The organism is Actinoplanes sp. DH11 (assembly GCF_020873875.1).
Classification (GTDB): Bacteria; Actinomycetota; Actinomycetes; order Mycobacteriales; family Micromonosporaceae; genus Actinoplanes.
Genome location: NZ_JAHWGU010000007.1, coordinates 16,562 through 33,930, shown reverse-complemented (window position 1 = coordinate 33,930; position 17,369 = coordinate 16,562). Strand labels below are relative to the sequence as shown.

Below are 17,369 nucleotides of genomic sequence, written 5' to 3'. Positions count from 1 at the left end.
ATCGATGCGCTTCCTTGAGCGTGACGGCGTGAGGCCGGGGTTGGGGTTCGCCCGTTCGAGGGACACGGCGAGGTATTAGTGCAGTTGGTGGTGTCGGCGAAGAGCGCTCCGGTGGCACGGATCATCCATCGCGGGCCGGAACGCCCTTCGGTGTCGACGCCCGCACATGCCCTGGTAGGCCGACCGTGTCGAGGGACCGGCCGGTCTACCAGGACCGTTCAAGGCTTCGGGAGATCAGTGGGTGCGGGGGTCGTGGTCGTTGCTGCGGCTGCCGGCCTTGGCCAGGCCCCGGCTGATCATGTAGCCGATGGTGAGCAGGGTGATGTACCACCAGGCCTTGTCGGCGGCGAAGTAGTCGGTGCCGTTGTTGGCGGCGCCGTCGCCGACCATGTTGGAGGCGATCAGCACGCCGATGACGGCGAGCACGTAGACGATGAGCTCGGTGGTCTTGAACGAGGGCTTGGTCTCCTCGCCCCGCGACCGAGTGCGCGCCGCGTGGGCGGTGTCATGGTTCTCGCGGGTGGACGTAGCCATCTGGTCAGCTCCTGAAAGGTCATCGTTGCGGTGGGATGTCGTGGACGTCCCCGTTGACGCCGCGCATGGACTACCCCCTGCCTGTGACCTCACACCTGCGTCGATCTCTGTGCCTGGCGGTCTATGCCAGCCGGTCCGGCCGGGGGCGAGGTTGTGACGGGTGGCCAACGAACCTGCATGCCCGCCAGCCGAGATGGCTCACCGGAATCGGGTGACGGCGGGACGTAGCAGCACTGCCAGTATCAACGCCCCGAGATCGTCGCTGTCGGCCAGGACATCCGACATGCCGGTGCGCTGCAGCACGTGACGTACCCGGCCGTGAGCGCCGACGACGCGATACGACGTACCGTGCTCGACGGCGGCACCGTAGCCCGCCATCAACGCGCTCACCGCTGCCACGTCGAAACCCGACACCGCGTGCAAGCCCACCACCAGCTCATCAAGCAGGCCCGTGCCCACGACCTGGACGAGGATCGACCCCAGTGCGGGCGCCGCCGGGCTGCGCACGTCACCGATCAGATCCACTCGTACGACTCGGTCGCCGGTTTGCATCTTGATCGCTGACCAGCTCATCGCAACCCCCTGAACGCCGTGGCGACACCAGACATGGACTGGCATGTCGACGATGTGCGGGCGGGGTCTGGACCTGTAATCGCACCGACCAATCTATCCCCGCACGAGCCCCGAAGCACTCAGCACCGCAGAGACGCCGGTTGCGCTGCAACATTGGTCGCGGGCCGATAGGTCGTTGCCTCCACGGACATCCTGCGACACCGGATCGGTTGTGGGGCTGAGGACAGCACACAGCTGTTCCAGCCGGTTCGCCGCGGCCAAGCAGCCGAACAACGCGAAGTCCAAGGCGTTGGACTGGGCTTGAGCCTCGTCAAGTCGGTCATCGACGCCCATGACGGAAATGTCACCGTTTGCAGCAGCGCGGGAGCCGGCACCCTTGTGACAATCACCCTCCCTCTGCGGCCAGCCGACAGCATCACGCCGGCCTCCTGAGGGGGCCGGTCCTCAGGCAGCGCCGCCGATGACGGTTGTCGACACCCGGCTGAGTTGCGACTGACCCGCTGAGCCCAAGACTCTCGCGCTGCGTGCTGAGCTGATCGCCACGCCTGGTCGTGCGGGCTCAGCCGGCTTTTCCGGCGCGGCCGGTGCCGACCAGTGCCAGCAGGTCGCTGGAGAGGGCGGCGAGGTGGGCTGCGGTCTGTCTGGTCTGGGTGGCGCTCGTTTCGCCTTCGCGGGATACGCGGGCGGTGTCGGCGGCGGCGACGTTGACCTGTTCGACGGCGGTGGTCTGCTGTTTGGTGGACAGTTCGATCTCGCGGGTGGCGTCGTTGGTGGTGCTGACGAGCTGAGCGATGGTGCGGAAGGCGGTGGTGGCTTCGTCGAAGTTGCGGGTGCCGGCGTCGACTGCCTGTGCGCCGGCTTCGGTGGACACGACGGTGGTGTTGACCGCTGCGCGGATCTCGTCGATGAGGACACGGATCTGTTTGGCGGAGGCGGCGGTGCGGTCGGCGAGTTTGCGGATCTCTTCGGCGACGACGGCGAAGCGGCGGCCTTGTTCGCCGGCGCCGGTGGCCTCGATAGTGGCGTTGATGGCCAGGATGTTGGTCTGCTCGGCGAGTTCGGCGACCAGTTGCACCACCGATCCGATCTGCTGGGACTTCTCGCCGAGAGCGAGCATGTGTTGCACGATCTCGTCGACCTGGGTGCGGATGGCGGCGATGGACGCGCGGGTCTGGCTGATGGTGGCGTCGCCGTGGCGGGCCGCGGTCTCGGTGTCCTCGGCGGTCTTGGAGACGCGGTGGGCGCCGTCGGCGATCTGGCGTGAGGTGATCAGCAACTCGCTGATCGTCGTGGTGATCTCGGCCAGGGCGGCGGCCTGATCACGGCCGCCGGTGGCCTGCTGGGCGGCTGCCGTCTCCAGTTGCGCCGACGAGCTCTGAATGTGCCCGACCGCGGTGCCGACCTGACGGCGCAGGGCCCGGTTGAGGCGCCGGGCGATGACCGCGCCGCTCGCGAGCGCGAGCGCACCGAGGACGGTGACGGCGATGATCGCCTGGTCGGCTTGGGTGGCGGCGTGATCGCGGTCGAGTTCGACCTCGGCGCGTATCCGGTCGACGAGGGTGGCGTTGGCGTCCTGGACGGCCTGGCGGGCGGCGACCAGTTCGGTGGTGAGCAGTTGGTTGACCTGTGTCAGGTCATGCATCGACTGCCGCTTCTCCAGCAGGGGTGCCAGCACCGTGGTGTATCGGGTTTCGGCTGCGGTGACGTCGTTGAGCAGTCGTTCGGCCGAGTGGTCGTCGAGGCTGTCGCGTAGTCGTGCTGCTTGGTCGAGGAAGGTGTCGCGGTCCTGCTGGGCGTGTTGCAGGTCGGTCGGCTTGCCGGTGATCAGGAATCCCCGGGCGCTGGATCCTCGGCCTTCCATCGCGGTGCTCAGCCGTTGTGCCTCGAGCAGGTCGTCGGTCGCCGCGGTGACCGCCGTGTTGTTGCCGCGGACGACCAGGGTGAGCGCGGCGACCGAGGTGACGGCCATGATCGAAGTGAGGGCGAGGGTCAGTGCGAAGCCGCCGGCCAGTTTGTTGCCGAAGGTGAGCCGGCTCATGTCTGGTCTCCTGAGCGGTGCGGATCGAGTGGCAGGGGCGTTGGCTGCTCCGGCGGCCCGTACGACGATCAGCGCTGACAGCAGGGCATGACCGAAAGTCGCATATCCAATTTTATCGGTCAGATGTCGCTTGGGTGGTCTCCTGAACGAGGTGACAACCGCGCAGAAGCGCGAGGTGAGGTGCAGGCCGTGCCGGATGTCAGCTGAGTCATGGTTGTGGGTTCTCGGTGTCGGTGGCGGGTATCAGCGGCGTCGGAGGCCGGTGGCGGCCAGAACTGGGGTCTCGGTGGCAGATGTGCAGAACAGGGTGCCGGACGCCGGTGTGTGGCTGCGTGTCGAAGCGGCTGCCAGCGCGGCTGCCGTACGTCGTACCGCGGAACGCCTCGCCGAACAGGTGGCGCTTCCTGCGACGCGGATCGCTCATCTGGCGATCGTGGCCAGCGAGATCACCAGCAATCTGGTCAAACACGCCGAGCAGGGCATCGTGCTGGTCCGGCCGGTGCGCAACGAGCACTACGCGGGTGTCGAGTTGATCGCTGCGGACCACGGTCCCGGCATGGCTGACGTGCAGCGGTCTTTCGGCGACGGGCATTCCACCGCCGGCACGCTGGGTATCGGGTTGGGTTCGATCGCCCGGCAGTCCGGCTGGTACGACGTGTACTCACTGCCAGGCCGAGGGACGGTGCTGGCCGTTCAGGTGTGGCCGGCCTCGGCCCCTGAACTGTCCTGGGCCTGCGGAGTGGTCCGTCCGATCTCCGGCGGTACCGTCAGCGGTGACGCCTGGGCGGCTCGATGCGTCGACGGCCGTCGGCAGGTGTTGCTGTGCGACGGCCTGGGCCACGGACCACTCGCCGCCGCTGCCGCCCAGCGCGCTGTCGGTGTCTTCCACCAGGCACCCGCCGAGGCACCCGATGACCTGGTACGCCGCCTGCACCGTGAGCTGGAGCAGACCCGCGGGGCAGCGCTGGCCGTTGCCGAACTCGACGCGGCCGCGGCCCTGGTGCGGTATGCCGGGCTGGGCGACATCGCCGGCGTCGTCGTCGGGCCCGACGGCACGCGCCGGAGCATGGTCTCGTTACCCGGCACGGCCGGTGACAACGCACCCCTCATCCGCCAGTACGACTACCCCCTGGCCTGCGGTGCAGCGGTGGTGTTGCATTCCGACGGCGTCACCAGCCGCTGGAGCCCCGCCGACTATCCCGGCCTGTTCGACCACGCCCCGCAGGTCATCGCCGCCACGCTGCTGCGTGACGCCGGCACCCGCCGCGACGACGCCGGCGTCGCCGTCGCGCATACCGCTTGAAGCGTGGCACCCCGGCCGTTCGTCCCGTTCGCGCCTCGAGCCGGGAACGCGATGAACGAGCGGTCGGCGCAGCGGTGTAGTCGCGAGCCGTTAGGGTACCGATGCCGAGTGTCTCTTGGTCGCGCTGTTGCGGTGAGACGCGCCGGAGCCGGAGGCGGCGCACACTTGATCAGGTTGTAGATGTCTGGAGAGGTGCCGACTGATGACTGATGGCGCCGAGAACGCGGTGGCTGCGGCGGTGCCGCGATGACCGTGGACCAGGCGACCGATCCACGCGCGGCGCAGTTCGCCCATACGGCGCTGATCGTCGGAACTGACAGTGACCTGAGCCTGCTGGTGTCGGAACTGCACCGTTCGGTGAAGGTCTACGACGAGATGCTGGTGGTCGTCGGGGACCGTACCCGGGCACTGCTGGACAGCAAGATCGGTGCCCTTCCCGCGGCGGTGAGCTGGGGCGAGCCGGGCGCGTTCTATCAGCGGCTCGGGTTCGCTTACGAGGGGTTCCGGCGCTATCTGGCCGACAAGCACCGGGCAGGCCGCCGGGTGCATGTGATCGCCGAGCCCGATCTGGTCAGCGGCGTGGATGACGGCATGCGCGCTGATCGGGCCGCCGCCTACCTGGCGTACGAGTCGATCTGCAACCACACGTACGCGCTGGGCGGTTCAGCGGTCACCTGCGTCTGGGACAGCAGGCACCATACGGACGCAGTCATGGCCGGGGCCCGCGCGACACACGCCTACGAGCTCACCGCGGCCGGACGCATCCCCTCGAAGTCCTACCTCGCCCCGGAGCGTTACCTGCGTGACCACCAGGACGTGCCGATGCGGCCGCCGCCAGCAGACGTCGATCACGACGTCACCGTCGTTGCGGTCGACGCGCTCAGCCAACTGCGGTCGACCGTGGGTGGCTGGGCGGCCAGCCACCGGTTCGCCGGGGAAGCGCTGGAAGATCTTGTAGTGGCCGTGGTCGAGGTGGCCACCAACGGGCTGCGTTACGGCGGCCCGCCGGTCCGGGTCCGGGCCTGGCATGAGCGCGGCACGCTCATCGTGCAGTGCGACGATGCCGGCGCCGAGACCATTCCCGCGTCGGCGGGCTTTCGTCGCCCCGATCCGCTGGCTCCGGTCGCGGGTGGGCGCGGGTTGTGGCTGGCCCGGCAGTTGGCCGACGTGGTCACGGTCTTCTCCGTACCGGGCCGGTCCTCGGTCCGGCTGCACTTCCCGCATCAGATCATGCTGGCCCCGGCGCCGTAGCGACGGCGACTACTGGGGCCGGGCCGTCTCGGAGTTGCCTGACGCGACCGCGCACGTGACGCCGGCCGGCCGGGTTACCGGTGATACGGCGATCAAAGCAGACGCCCTTCGCGGAGGTCAGGCTAGCGGGTTGGCGGTCGGGGCCGCGGTGGGCCGCCATTCGACCAGTACGGCGGTCGCGTCGTCCTGCAGTTGTTCGTGTTGGTGTTCGAGGATGGCGTGTACGAGCCGGCGCATGGTCTCCGGCGCGGGTAGCCGGTCGGCCAGGGCGCGGGTGAGGAACTCGACGAGCCGGGTGACGCTGAAGAAGTCGCCGTCGGCGGTGCGTGCCTCGATGACGCCGTCGCTGTAGAGCAGGATCTGGTCTCCGGGTTGCAGCGACTCCTGCACCACGGTGGGCTCGCGCCGATATCTGCGGGCCAGTCCCAGCGGGAGTGCGGTGGGGGCGGAAAGTTCCTTGACCAGCTTGCCGTCGCGCAGCAGCAGCTCTGCGGGGTGTCCGGCGGAGATACGCCGTAGTGTGCCGGTGGACGCGTCGAGTTCCAGCAAGGCGGCGGTGACGAACGTGTGCGGGTGCTTGAGCGCGATCCAGTTGTCGATGCTGCGGTAGGTGTCGGCCAGGTCCTGCCCGCAGCGGCGGGCGTTACGGTAGGCGTTGATGGCCAGCGAGGTCACGGTGCTGGCGTCGATGCCGTGACCGGCGGCGTCGAAGATCGCCACATGCAGGACGTCGCCGTTGACGGCGTAGTCGAAGGCGTCTCCGCCGACGTCGTAGCAGGGTTCCAGCACCGCCGCGATGGCGACGTCGCGGCCGATGAAGGTCAGTGGTGGAAGCAGGTTCCACAGCACTTCCGCGGCCAGTTGCATGGGCATGCGGCGGCGGGTCAGCTCGATCGCGTCGCCGTAGGCGCGCCGCGTCATGATCAGCTCGGCCAGCAGGCTCGCCACCGTCGACAGGTGCTGGCGGTACTGCTCGGAACCGGCGTCGGTGACGACTTCCAGCAGGCCGAGACGCTCGGTGCCGTCGAGCAGCGGCACCCACAGCCGGCGCTGAGCGTCGCTGGTCTCATAGGTGTGGGTCAGCGCGAACGCGCGCCCGGGCAGGGTGCCATCGATGGCGATCGGGTCGCGAGCCGGAGCACCGTGGCCGCGCAGCGGCAGCAGCTGCCGCTGGTCGTAGTCGACCAGGTAGACAACCATCTCGCGGGCATCGATCAACGGCGCCAGCTGCATGACCAAGGCCGGCACGTCTTCGGGGCGGGCCTGATGAGCGACGGCCAACAGCCGGCTGAGCAGCCGCAGCAGGTCGGCCACTCTCACCTCCGCCCCAGGGTCGCTGTCGGCCGCAGACGAGCCCGACCGAGCATAACCGGTACGGCCGCCGGCCGAGAGCGGCCGTGCATCGGTCACGGTGGTATTTGCCGATAGGAATACATTCGATAGCAAGCGTCGTGGTTCTCCTGGCCTGTCACGTTCACCAGCCGAAACGCGTTGTCAACCACTCGACGGGGTGGGAGCGATCGTGAATGGGGCGGACGGCGAGGGGTAGCGAGAGGGGCGTAGTCGTTGCCCCCTTCAGAGGAAGTGAGATCCCCCGTGATCGCGCAGGAGAAGATCAATTCGCTGTACGGCCTCGACGTCATCGACAATGACGGTGACAAGATCGGCACCGTGGGTGCGGTGTGGACCGACGCCACCGGCCGCCCGGCGTGGGCGAGTGTCCGGACCGGGCTGTTCGGCATGAACGAGTCGCTGTTCCCCTTGCAGAGCACCGACCTGCGCGGCGATCACCTGGTGGTGCCGTTCGACAAGGCGACGGTCAAGGACGCCCCCAACGTCGACGCCGACCACGACGAGCCGCTGAGCCAGGACGAGGTCGACCGGCTTTACCGGCACTACGACGTCAGCTGGGACGACACCTACCGGACGTACCAGAGCGGCACCGCCATGGCCGACACCTCCTACACCGGCGCCGCCACGACGACGGCCGGTGGGCGGGAGACCACGGGTCTCAGCGACGACGCGATGACCCGTTCGGAGGAGCAGCTCAACGTCGGCACCGAGCGTGAGCAGACCGGCCGGGCCCGGCTGCGTAAGTACGTGGTCACCGAGCAGCAGCAGGTGTCGGTCCCGGTCACCCGCGAAGAGGTACGCCTCGAGCGTGAGCCGATCACCGGCGCCAACCGGGACGCCGCGTACACCGGCCCGGATCTGACCGAGTCGGAGCACGAGGTGACCCTGCACGCCGAGCGGCCGGTGGTCAACACCGAGACCGTCCCGGTGGAGCGGGTCAAGCTCGGCAAGGAGACCGTCACCGAGCAGCAGACCGTCGGCGGGGAGGTCCGCAAGGAGCGCATCGAGGCCGACCTGCCGGACGAGAACGGTCGTCGCACCATCAGCTGACCGCGAGCATCACCTGACACGCCGGTGCCCCGTCCTCTTGCAGGGCGGGGCACCGGCGTATCACCTCGGCCAGACCAGTATCGCCGCGAGGCGACGTCGGCGTCCGAAGTGATCGCCGATCTCGCCACAGCTCGGGCCTCAATGGGCTGCGCACGCGATGAAGGCCCTCGCCGAGGGCTCGGGCCTTCATCGTTCTCGACCGGGCACGGGGATGGCTGCCACGGCGAACCCGGTCGGTGCCGCAAGCGCAGAGATTCGTGTGTCGGCGCTACACCGCGGGATCGGCTGTGGAAAGCGTCGCCGCAGGGCGAGGCGCCGACTTGCGCCGCGCCGGGCCGGGCTTGGGCGAGGTCGTCACCGCCGGTGCTGTGGCCTGCTCGGCTGCTGCGGTGTCGAGCCGGGTGTTCACGGTGTCGACGCTCGTACTGATCAGCGCCTTCGCCTTCTCCTGGGCTTGAACAGCCGTGGGGTGAGCGGCGACCTTACGGGCCGTCACGGCGATCTGTTCGTACTTCTCCTGGCCCGCGCGCGTCCCGAGGACATAGCCAACGGCGAGGCCGGCTGCCAGCTTCATCAATGCCATAACAGTGGTTCCACCTGTCTACAGAGAGGTCCGGCGCCTGCGTGCAGGCGCAGCGGGGGAGTGTCAGCGGCGGCGGCCCAGCCAGGACGCGGGCCGCAACCGGGCGCGGCGCGCAGCCGCCCGCCGCCGGCGGGTCACCACGATCACCGTGCCGAGCACCGCCGCGACGGCGGCGGCGATCGCGGTAGGCGGCGCCGCCCGGCGTACCCGAGGATCCTGACTCGCCCCAGCGACCCGCACCTTCGCCCTCACCTCGTAAGAACCATGCGAAGGCTGTGCCCGCCACGTCACCAGGCGAAACTGCCAACTCCTGAGTACCCGACCCGCAGGGGCAGCCGACACACCGTGCCGGCGGCGAGATGATTGGTGAAGGTCGGCCTTTCAAAGGATGGACAGCACGAACGACAGGGTGAATCCGGCAGTGGTGCTCATCGCCACGGTCGGGCCACCCTTCTCGTACGCCTCCGGCATCAACGTGTCGGCCAGCGACGCCAGTACCGCTCCGGCGGCGAACGCCAACGGTAGCGAGATGGTCTCCGGGGAGGCGTTCGCCAGCGGGCCGGCGCCCAGCACCACCGCGAGGGTGAGCACGGCGGCGCAGGCCAGCCAACAACCGATGATGTAGCGCTGGGACCGTCCCTGTGCGCGCATGGAAGCGCTGCCGACCAGGGCTTCCGGGGAGTTCGACACGAAGATCGCCGCCAGCAGCGCCAGCCCGCCGGAGTCACCGCCGAGGGAGACACCCAGGGCCACGTTCTCCGGCACACCGTCGAGGGTGACCGCGGCGAGCAGGGCCAGCCCGGCGGCTCCGGACGTGGATGCCGCCGACGGGCGCCGCTGCTCAGCGGCGGCGTCCGTGTCGAGTTTCTCGCTGCCGTGCGACTACTCGCGCGGGCCTTGGGCGGCCCGGTCCAGCCAGGCGCTGAGGGCGGTGAAGACACCGGCGCCGACGATCAATCCGACACCGGCCCGCCAGATCCCGCCGTGCTCGTAGGCGTCCTCGAACAACTCGAACGCCAGTGCGGTGATCAACGCGCCCGCCGCGAACGCCAGCATCGCCGCGAGCACGGCCTTCGGTAGCTGGATCCGCGCGCCGACCAGCGCGCCGATGACCAGCGCGCTCGACGCGATCACTCCGAAGATCAGGGCATCCACGGCGTGCTGCTACCCCCACTGCGACGGCGAGCTGCCGGACGGGTCACCAGAGCTCAGGCGGTGGCGTCGATCTGCCGGCGCAGCTTGACCAAGGCCCGGGCGAGCAGCCGGGAGACGTGCATCTGCGAGACGCCGATCTGCTCGGCGATCTCGGTCTGGGTGAGGTTGCCGTAGAACCGCAGACTGATGATCTTCTGCTCACGGTCGTCGAGGCCGGCCAGCGCCGAGCCGAGCGACACCCTCAGCTCGGCGAGCTCGAAGCCGGTGTCCTGCTCACCGAGGGTGTCGGCGAGCGTGGTGCTGCTGCCGGCGTCGCTGCTGGTCGGCGTGGAGAGGCTGGTCGCGTTGTACGCCCGCGCCCCTTCCAAGCCTTCGAGGACCTCTTCCTCGGTGACACCGAGGTGGGTGGCGATGTCCGCGACGGTCGGGGAGCGACCCAGCGTGTGCGCCAGATCGTTGTTGGCGCCGGTGATCGCCAGCCGCAGCTCCTGCAGCCGGCGGGGAACCCGGATCGACCAGGTGCGGTCGCGGAAGTGCCGCTTCAACTCACCGACGATGGTCGGGATCGCGAACCCGGCGAACTCCACACCGCGGTCGGCGTCGAACCGGTCGACCGCCTTGATCAGCCCCATGACGGCGACCTGCTGCAGGTCGTCGAACGGCTCACCACGGCCGGCGTACCGCTGCGCCAGATGCCGCGCCAGCGGCATCCACGCCTCGATCGCCCGATCCCGCAATCCAGGCCGGGACGGATGACCGGCCGGCAGCGCCGCCATCGCCGTGATCAGCTCACCCGCCACGTCAGTGGTGCCAGTCGTGCCGGAGGCGAGCGTAGTGCTGTGAGCAGGCGCGGCGACCACGGTCATGAGACTCCTTGCAGGCGTTCGCTACTGGTCAGCCGCCACTCGGACGGCTACGACACCTTGACTTGCCCCTCCTGCACCAATCGCTAACTCATCCGATCAGGTGGCAAAGACGACGCGAACGAAGGATGCGATGTCTGCCGATTTCTGGGTCAGACGAGGCCGATCATGGCGGGATACCGAGATTGAGGCACCATGTCCGTAGCCCTTTCAAAGCTTGCGGAGGTACGGGTGGAGCAGTCGCCTATCTGGCGTCATCGGCTGACCTATGACGCCGGCGTCTGCACGATCGCGCTCGCCGGCGAGCTGGACCTCGCGTGCGCGGCGACGTTGCAAGGGCTGTTGTTCGAGCAGGCACAGGCCGCCGGGGTCACCGAGGTGCGGGTGAACCTGGCCGACGTCGGTTTCCTGGACTCCACCGCACTGGGCGTGCTCGTCGGTGGCCTGCACTACGCCCAGGAGCAAGGCCGCGGCTTCGCCGTCGTCGAGCCGAGCTCGACGGCCCGGCGCATCCTGGCGATCACCGGCCTGGAAGCGGTGCTGATCCGGACCTGAGCAATGCGCGCCACACCGGCCGCATGTTGCGGTGCACGCGTCAACTCTTGTCGGACACCGGCCCATCGGCAGGCCACCGCAGATAGAGCACGGCGGTGTCGTCGTTGTGGCGGCCGGCGTCGGCGTGCTGGATCTCGGCGAGCAGGGCGTCGACGTACTCATCTGGGTCTTCGATGCTGCTCAGGCGGGCGGCGAGGGTGAGGAAACGGTCCTCGCCGAGACGGGTGCCGTCGTCGCAGAAGCTTTCGATGACGCCGTCGGTGTACAGCAGCAGCCCCGCACCGGCCGGCACAGTGATACGCGATTCACGCCACCGTGCTCGTCCCGGTGCCATCCCCAAACCGGGGCCGTAGGTGGTGGGGGCCGGGTAGGCGCCGCCGCTGGTGATGATCAGCGGTGCGGGGTGCCCGGCGCTGAGCATGATGACCTCGGACGTGGCGAGGTTGATGCCGGCGGTGCAGACGGTGGCGAACATGCCGTCATGCGGTCGTTCGGCGACCAGGACCTGTTCGAGCAGCCGCATCCGGTCGGCCTTGCGTAGCCCGGCCAGGGTCAGGGTGCGCCAGCCGAACCGCAGACCGACGCCGAGGGCGGCTTCGTCGGGTCCGTTGCCGCAGACGTCACCGATGAGCGCGTGCACGACCCCGTCGTCGGTTTGCACGACGTCGTAGAAGTCGCCGCCGAGCAGCGAGCGTTGCTGGCCGGGTAGATACCGGCTGACCACCTGCACGGTCGTGTCGTTCAGCAACGGTGTGGGCAGCAGGCCGCGCTGCAGGCGGGTGTTCTCGTCGGTCTGCAGCTGCCCGTCACGCAGCCGGCGTTCGGCGGTCTGCACGCGTTTACGCTGTACCGCGTAGCGGATGGTGCGATCCAGGACCGCCGCGTCGACCTGGTCCTTGACGAGATAGTCCTGGGCTCCGGCCGCGACCGCGGCCGAGCCGGTCGCCGCGTCGTTGAGGCCGGTGAGCACCACCACGGCGACGTGCGGCCACCGTCGCAACACCCGGCGCAGGGCATCGAGGCCGGAGCCGTCGGGCAGGTGCAGGTCCAGCAGGACGCACTCCGGCTCGTGGCCGCCGTCTATGGCGTGGGTGAGGGTGCTGACGTGGTGCAGGCGGGCGTCGAGGTCGCTGTCGGACAGGTATTCCTGGACCAGGACCGCGTCGCCGAGGTCGTCCTCGATCAGCAGGATCACGATGCCGGCGACGGACGCGTCGGCCTGCGAGCCGCCGTGAGCGACACTGTTGCCAGGCAGCGACGTGACGGTTCTGCGTCCGTCAGCGACCACGCTTTACCTCTTCTTCGCTGGTTACCGGCCGGCGCCAGCCGTGGACGGCAACCGGTCGCCGTCAGTATGACCGAGCGACTTCACATTCGGGATAACGGCGCTTGGCAGGCATCATGACTCGCCCCGCGGACGCTTCGCCGTAGCCGGAACGCGGGTAGGGCGGCGGCCTCATGCTGCCGTGATGAGCGCTCAGTCTCTGCGAATGAAGACGAGCGCGCCCGATATGGTTCAAACCCGCCGGGAAGGGTCGTACACGAGGTGAAAGTCCCATGATCGGGTGATTCCGCTATCGGCTGCTGGTACCGGCAGGGGGAGTAGCGTGTCCCGAGTAGGCCACAGCTCCTTTGACCGGAAGCATCCTTACGCTCGCGGCAGGATCGGTATGGACCCCACGGCGGCACACCAGAGCGGCAGTGACCCTACTGCTGACGGCGGGAGCGGCAGCGACTGGCTACGCGTCGACGTCATCACGTCGACCGCAACGGGGATGGTCCGCCTGATCCTCACTGGAGAACTTGACCGCACGACAGCCGAGCATCTCCACCACCAGGTCGTCCTGGCCTTGCGTGGCGCGGCTCCCGCGACACTCGACATCGATGCCGGCGGCCTGAGCTTTCTCGACTCGTCCGGCATCCGATCGCTGCTGCTCTGCCGCAACGACGCCGAAGCGGCCGGCAGCCGGCTCGTGGTGACCAACCCGGCCCGCATCCCTTATCAGGTCTTGGAGATCAGCGGACTGCTCGAGCTGTTCGCGTCACCCCGAACCCCGCCCTGGCCATCACCACCGGGCGGCGGCGCACCCCCGGACGGCAGGCGCCGAACCCGCCGCCAACCCCGCAACAAGTGGTCGAACAGGCACAACAGCTGCGCCAGACCGCCCGGGAAACATGCGAGCGAGCCCGAGCGATCTCCAGCAGCTACCCGTGGCGCCCGCCGACACCCAGCGCGAGGCCGCACCGATGAGCGTGATGTCCGCCGAAACCTAGCTGTCGGCCTCGGCCTCGGCCTCACGCCGAGCGCGCACCGCCTCGGCGTGATGCCGCCGCGCCTGATGCCGATGTTCGCCGGCGTGGGCCGGTTCGTGTGTGGCGGCGCGGTCGTGCGCCCGCTCGGCGAGTTCGTGACCGCGCGCGGCGTCCAGGTGCGCGCCGGCGGGCCGTTCCCGGCTCTCGGCGGCAAGGTCAGCGGCTCGTTCCGCGGTCTGCGGGGTCGACACGGCCACCGCATCACCGGTGCGGGCGAAGGCGCGTAGTCCGTCGTCGATCTCGGCCGCCCGCTCGCGTGCTTCACGAGCGCGGCGGGCTGCCCGCTCACCACGCTGGCGCGCTTCGGCTGCCAGGTCGTTCCATGTCCGGTTGTCCGATTCCACCCGCCCGCTCCTCCCCGCGTCTCACCACATCTACTCCTGGTTACCCCGAAGGATCGGAAAGCAGCTGTACCGAACTTGCACCGGTGGGCGGGTTCACGCCGCCTGAGCCCCGATGTTCAGTGCCGACCACATCGTCTTTCCGCCGGTGATCCGGCGACAGCCCCATCGGTCCGCTGTCGCGTCGACGAGGATCAGTCCGATGGCGCGATCAGGGTCAAGGCGCGCCGTGGTCGCCGCTCGCGATGGTGGGGCCGGGACGGCGGTACTGCCGTCGCTGACCAGGATGAGCAACTGACCGTCGTTGTTGATGATCTGCAGGTCGATGAGGGTGTCCGCGTGCCTGACGGCGTTGGTGACCAGCTCGGTCACGATCAGGCTGGCCGGCTCGACCAAGTGCGGTAGTTCCCACTGCATGCACGCGCCGGTGATGAGATCGCGCGCGTGACGCGCTGACCCGGCGGTGGGCAGCAGCAGGTCGGATACCGGCGACAGGTGCTGATCTGGTTGGTCGTTCATACTCGTGCCCCTTGCCTCTCGTGAGGGGCTGCGCCGGATACCGGTCGCCGGCAATCTCCGGGATGAGCGGGCGAGCGGGAGGTACGGCGCCGCTTCGCGAGTCGGTGCTGTGATGACCGACCGCGGATACCCGCCGCAGAGCCGGACATTCGAAATGCTCCGACAGTTGCCGCAGCGTAACGCACATCGACCCCGATCTTGCCCATGCCGGTAGGCCGCCGTCCGACAAGATCACGGCAGCCCGGCGAAGCTTGTCGAGGACCCGCGCCGGGCGCGACAGCCGGCGGACGGTGTTCGCCGCGAAGCCCCTCGGGGCGAGAATGGGCGAGTGGTGGCGCGATATGGAGTGGACAGCCCGGACGACCGAGACCGCGCCGGGCAAGCGCGCGATGATGCCGCTGAGGTCCGGGACACGACGGCGCACGATCGTGACCACGACGCCCGAGCCCGTGACCGGGCGGCGACCACCCGCGACCAGGCCGGGCAGGACACGCAGCAGGTGGTACGGCATTGCCTGCGAGCGGCCGAGCTTCGCGACCGGCAGGCGGCCGAGCGAGCGCAAGCGGCCCACCTACGTGAGCAGTCGGCAGCCGAACACCCGGCCGACCAGGAACAACTCCTTATCGTGTGGGAGCAGGCCGCGTCCGACCGCGACGCCGCAGCCGCCGATCGAGAGCAGGCGGCCGTCGACCGGGTCGCCTTCCGCGACTACCTGGATCACGTTCGAGGAGAACGATGGGCTGCGGCCGGCGATCGGGTCGCCGCCGATCGTGACCGGGTGGCAGCCGGTGCTGACCGCGACTCCGCAGCAATCGACCGCGCCGCCAACGACGCCGCGCGTCAGCAAGGCGCTCTTGAACGCGCCATCGACGTGAACACCGGTCCACTGGATGACCGTTAGTCCGCGAGATCCGGGTCGTGGGTCTTCGGCCATCCACACTTGCCGTCAGCAAGCGACTTCTTGAGGGCGTGCCGGTGGTTACGGTGAGGCGGGTGATCGACGTGACCGGGCTGCGGTCCGATGATCTGGAGCCGGTGCAGGGCACGCGGACGGTGCGCCGGCAGCTCGTGGTGGAAGATCCGGGCAGCCGTATCCGGGTGAAGCCGCCCAAGTCGCATAACGGCAAGCGCTTCATGAGGTCGCCGAACGCCGCGGCCGTCGACGATCACCGCCGACACCGGACCGGCAACACACGCCCACAGAGTGGCACACCTGACGGCCGAGTGCCGGCATCGCCGCACTCGGCGCGTACGGCTTCGTCGCCACCCTGCAAGCGGAAGCGAACTCCGGTCGCATCCTCGCCGCGTACGGCTGGATCTTCGTTGCCGGATCGCTGGCCTGGGCGATGGTCGCCGACAACTTCCACCCCGAACGCTACGACCTTACCGGCGCCGCCATCTGCCTGATCGGCGTCGCTGTCACTATGTACGCCCCGCGCTCCTGAGCCCGGTGGCGTACCCGCCCGAGAGGCCACAACCTACCGGCCTGTCGATCTTGGCGGAGCGGCCTGGTCAGGTGGCGTACCACCACGAAGAGAGTTGTCAGCAGCCCGGGACCAGGTGTGGTCCGAAGCTCAGCGCAGCTCGCGGGGCCTGACCGTGTCCTCAGTCTTGTAGAGGAAGTAGTACGGCTGCTTCTCGATGTCGCGCATCGCCTTGCGCCGTTCCTGGATCGCCTTCACCGCTGGTGCCGCCGCGGCAGCGCCGATCACGGCGGCAGCGCCCATCCAGGTATCAACTCCGGCGGCGAAACTCAGGCTGCCAAGTCCAGCGGCTGGTAACGCGGACTTGAGCGGGTCAACGACGCCGGCGGTGAACTTTCCGGTGAGCGCACGTAAGGACGCATCCTGCTGGATGCGCTCTTCGATTTCGTCGAGTGCGGGTTGCACTTCTTGAATCCAGCGGGCATTCAATACGGCGCTGAACTCGGCGTCTTCGGGAGAGACGTCGACCCCTAAGGACAGACCGGACACTGCCTTTCGGAATCTACCCAGCGGTGCACGCAACTCCTGCCGGATATCCAGAACCTCGGACACGTCCGCAAACGGGAAGCTGGGGAGCCGGTCGATGAAACCGGTTCCAGCCGCGGCGTTCTTGCTGCGGGCCAATGTGGCTTCCGACCTCGTGAAATATCCTGCATCGATGCCCAGGCGTGCGAGGTCTCCGGTGCTGGCGTCGAACAACGGGTACTTGTGCCCGCCCGCCAGCGACCGGCGGACAATGTCGACGTATCTACCGAGTAGGACGTCCGTGGGAAGGTCGTCGAATTCCTCCTCGGTGTGGACCAGAGGTTCGAGTGTCAGAACGCCCTCCTGGATCGCGAGGATCAGTTCATCGCCACCGAGCTCTGAAATGCTTCTGCGAGCTGTCCTACGGAGGCCGTCAAGGTCTTGGTCGAACCGCCGCAGAAGCGATGCCTTCTCGCGTCGCTGGGCAGGGATCAGCTCATGGCGGCTGGGGAAGGCGTCGAGGGCTTCACCGAGTTGGCGTGTGGATTCTGCGGCCTCCCGCATCGCGTCACCGCCGTCGCGAAGGGCGCGGTTCATCACTTCGTGAAATGTCTGCGGCGTCACCGAAACGATGCCCATCGCCGCCACCAGTGCGAACAGCCGCGGGCTCGCCAGAGTCACATGGTCCGCGTACAGCAACGCCGATCGGCAGATGGCCAGTTCCTGATCGAGCTGGGCACCGCCGTGCCCGACGCCGAGTACGGCGACGATCTCCAGCTGGGGCGTCTTTGCCGCCGACGAGATCGGCCTACGATTGGCGCGTTTACCCACCCGCGTTGCCCTCCACCCGGCGGCCCGGTAAGCCCACCGCCTTAGGTTCCGACATCCGCGGCGATCGTATCGGGTGCATGCTCTCGTAGTTGTGCGCTGTTCCCACGGCGCCCATGTCCTAGGCTGACCGGGCATTCCGATCCCGCTCATCGACGGAT

At 68.6% G+C, this 17,369-nt stretch carries 19 protein-coding genes and 1 pseudogene; 8 read left to right on the top strand and 12 right to left on the bottom strand.

Annotated elements, in window-relative coordinates; genetic code table 11:
- Nucleotides 1-234 precede the first annotated feature (234 nt).
- Both LPA41_RS12080 and LPA41_RS12075 read right to left on the bottom strand, forming a co-directional pair.
- A complete protein-coding gene (locus LPA41_RS12080; protein WP_229070218.1) occupies nucleotides 235-534 on the bottom strand; it encodes a hypothetical protein in 300 nt (99 codons plus the stop codon).
- Nucleotides 535-732: 198 nt separating this feature from the next.
- Nucleotides 733-1,107 carry an STAS domain-containing protein gene (locus LPA41_RS12075; protein WP_229070217.1) on the bottom strand — a complete coding sequence of 125 codons (375 nt, stop codon included), beginning with the start codon at nucleotides 1,105-1,107 and terminating at the stop codon, nucleotides 733-735.
- A gap of 189 nt (nucleotides 1,108-1,296) precedes the next feature.
- Here LPA41_RS12075 and LPA41_RS43240 point away from each other — a divergent pair, with 189 nt between their 5' ends.
- Nucleotides 1,297-1,539 carry an ATP-binding protein gene (locus tag LPA41_RS43240; protein WP_374238156.1) on the top strand — a complete coding sequence of 81 codons (243 nt, stop codon included), beginning with the start codon at nucleotides 1,297-1,299 and terminating at the stop codon, nucleotides 1,537-1,539.
- Nucleotides 1,540-1,666: 127 nt separating this feature from the next.
- Here LPA41_RS43240 and LPA41_RS12070 read toward each other — a convergent pair whose 3' ends face one another.
- The gene (locus LPA41_RS12070) at nucleotides 1,667-3,145 is read right to left on the bottom strand and encodes a methyl-accepting chemotaxis protein (RefSeq protein WP_229070216.1); all 1,479 of its coding nucleotides are present in this window, start codon (nucleotides 3,143-3,145) and stop codon (nucleotides 1,667-1,669) included.
- Between the two features lie 286 nt (nucleotides 3,146-3,431).
- On the opposite strand from LPA41_RS12070, the gene LPA41_RS12065 reads away from it, so the two are divergent.
- Together LPA41_RS12065 and LPA41_RS12060 are read left to right on the top strand one after the other, a co-directional pair.
- Nucleotides 3,432-4,448: a SpoIIE family protein phosphatase gene (locus LPA41_RS12065; RefSeq protein WP_374238153.1), complete on the top strand. Its 1,017-nt coding sequence runs from the start codon at nucleotides 3,432-3,434 to the stop codon at nucleotides 4,446-4,448.
- A 246-nt stretch (nucleotides 4,449-4,694) separates the two neighbouring features.
- Complete coding sequence (locus LPA41_RS12060) at nucleotides 4,695-5,699, top strand: ATP-binding protein (protein WP_229070214.1); 1,005 nt, start codon at nucleotides 4,695-4,697, stop codon at nucleotides 5,697-5,699.
- 117 nt (nucleotides 5,700-5,816) lie between these two features.
- Here the strand turns inward: LPA41_RS12060 and LPA41_RS12055 are convergent, their stop codons facing one another.
- On the bottom strand, nucleotides 5,817-7,013 hold the full coding sequence (locus LPA41_RS12055; RefSeq protein ID WP_229070213.1) for a PP2C family protein-serine/threonine phosphatase: 1,197 nt from the start codon (nucleotides 7,011-7,013) through the stop codon (nucleotides 5,817-5,819).
- Nucleotides 7,014-7,295: 282 nt separating this feature from the next.
- Here LPA41_RS12055 and LPA41_RS12050 point away from each other — a divergent pair, with 282 nt between their 5' ends.
- Nucleotides 7,296-8,102, top strand: coding sequence for a PRC and DUF2382 domain-containing protein (locus LPA41_RS12050; RefSeq protein ID WP_229070212.1), 807 nt, complete (start codon nucleotides 7,296-7,298; stop codon nucleotides 8,100-8,102).
- A 268-nt stretch (nucleotides 8,103-8,370) separates the two neighbouring features.
- Here LPA41_RS12050 and LPA41_RS12045 read toward each other — a convergent pair whose 3' ends face one another.
- The 5 genes from LPA41_RS12045 to LPA41_RS12025 form a co-directional block, all read right to left on the bottom strand.
- Nucleotides 8,371-8,685 carry a hypothetical protein gene (locus LPA41_RS12045; protein WP_229070211.1) on the bottom strand — a complete coding sequence of 105 codons (315 nt, stop codon included), beginning with the start codon at nucleotides 8,683-8,685 and terminating at the stop codon, nucleotides 8,371-8,373.
- 63 nt (nucleotides 8,686-8,748) lie between these two features.
- A complete protein-coding gene (locus LPA41_RS12040) occupies nucleotides 8,749-8,937 on the bottom strand; it encodes a hypothetical protein (protein ID WP_229070210.1) in 189 nt (62 codons plus the stop codon).
- A gap of 129 nt (nucleotides 8,938-9,066) precedes the next feature.
- The gene (locus tag LPA41_RS12035; protein WP_229070209.1) at nucleotides 9,067-9,450 is read right to left on the bottom strand and encodes a ZIP family metal transporter; all 384 of its coding nucleotides are present in this window, start codon (nucleotides 9,448-9,450) and stop codon (nucleotides 9,067-9,069) included.
- Between the two features lie 117 nt (nucleotides 9,451-9,567).
- Nucleotides 9,568-9,840, bottom strand: a complete 273-nt coding sequence (locus tag LPA41_RS12030; protein WP_229070208.1) for a hypothetical protein — start codon at nucleotides 9,838-9,840, stop codon at nucleotides 9,568-9,570.
- Between the two features lie 53 nt (nucleotides 9,841-9,893).
- A complete protein-coding gene (locus LPA41_RS12025; protein WP_229070207.1) occupies nucleotides 9,894-10,706 on the bottom strand; it encodes an RNA polymerase sigma factor SigF in 813 nt (270 codons plus the stop codon).
- A gap of 228 nt (nucleotides 10,707-10,934) precedes the next feature.
- Here LPA41_RS12025 and LPA41_RS12020 point away from each other — a divergent pair, with 228 nt between their 5' ends.
- A complete protein-coding gene (locus LPA41_RS12020) occupies nucleotides 10,935-11,258 on the top strand; it encodes an STAS domain-containing protein (RefSeq protein WP_229070206.1) in 324 nt (107 codons plus the stop codon).
- Between the two features lie 40 nt (nucleotides 11,259-11,298).
- On the opposite strand, the gene LPA41_RS12015 is transcribed toward LPA41_RS12020, so the two are convergent.
- Nucleotides 11,299-12,546 (bottom strand): PP2C family protein-serine/threonine phosphatase, encoded by a 1,248-nt coding sequence (locus tag LPA41_RS12015; RefSeq protein WP_229070205.1) that lies wholly within the window; start codon nucleotides 12,544-12,546, stop codon nucleotides 11,299-11,301.
- Nucleotides 12,547-12,928: 382 nt separating this feature from the next.
- Between LPA41_RS12015 and LPA41_RS12010 the strand changes: the two genes are divergently transcribed.
- Entirely contained in the window at nucleotides 12,929-13,798 is an 870-nt protein-coding gene (locus LPA41_RS12010) for an STAS domain-containing protein (protein ID WP_229070204.1), read from the top strand.
- Between the two features lie 210 nt (nucleotides 13,799-14,008).
- Here LPA41_RS12010 and LPA41_RS12005 read toward each other — a convergent pair whose 3' ends face one another.
- Entirely contained in the window at nucleotides 14,009-14,284 is a 276-nt protein-coding gene (locus LPA41_RS12005; RefSeq protein ID WP_229070203.1) for an ATP-binding protein, read from the bottom strand.
- A gap of 493 nt (nucleotides 14,285-14,777) precedes the next feature.
- On the opposite strand from LPA41_RS12005, the gene LPA41_RS12000 reads away from it, so the two are divergent.
- A complete protein-coding gene (locus LPA41_RS12000) occupies nucleotides 14,778-15,332 on the top strand; it encodes a hypothetical protein (RefSeq protein ID WP_229070202.1) in 555 nt (184 codons plus the stop codon).
- Nucleotides 15,333-15,654: 322 nt separating this feature from the next.
- Nucleotides 15,655-15,876: pseudogene (locus LPA41_RS11995) on the top strand (hypothetical protein); the annotation flags it as partial.
- A 129-nt stretch (nucleotides 15,877-16,005) separates the two neighbouring features.
- On the opposite strand, the gene LPA41_RS11990 reads toward LPA41_RS11995, so the two are convergent.
- A complete protein-coding gene (locus tag LPA41_RS11990; protein ID WP_229070201.1) occupies nucleotides 16,006-17,211 on the bottom strand; it encodes a hypothetical protein in 1,206 nt (401 codons plus the stop codon).
- Nucleotides 17,212-17,369 lie beyond the last annotated feature (158 nt).

Excerpts from the sequence above, each read along its gene's own strand:
- LPA41_RS12045 (WP_229070211.1), bottom strand. The coding sequence starts at position 8,685 with ATGGCATTGATGAAGCTGGCAGCCGGCCTCGCCGTTGGCTATGTCCTC.
- LPA41_RS12010 (WP_229070204.1), top strand. The coding sequence starts at position 12,929 with ATGGACCCCACGGCGGCACACCAGAGCGGCAGTGACCCTACTGCTGAC.
- LPA41_RS12025 (WP_229070207.1), bottom strand. The coding sequence starts at position 10,706 with ATGACCGTGGTCGCCGCGCCTGCTCACAGCACTACGCTCGCCTCCGGC.
- LPA41_RS12070 (WP_229070216.1), bottom strand. The coding sequence starts at position 3,145 with ATGAGCCGGCTCACCTTCGGCAACAAACTGGCCGGCGGCTTCGCACTG.
- LPA41_RS12080 (WP_229070218.1), bottom strand. The coding sequence starts at position 534 with ATGGCTACGTCCACCCGCGAGAACCATGACACCGCCCACGCGGCGCGC.
- LPA41_RS12060 (WP_229070214.1), top strand. The coding sequence starts at position 4,695 with ATGACCGTGGACCAGGCGACCGATCCACGCGCGGCGCAGTTCGCCCAT.
- LPA41_RS12075 (WP_229070217.1), bottom strand. The coding sequence starts at position 1,107 with ATGAGCTGGTCAGCGATCAAGATGCAAACCGGCGACCGAGTCGTACGA.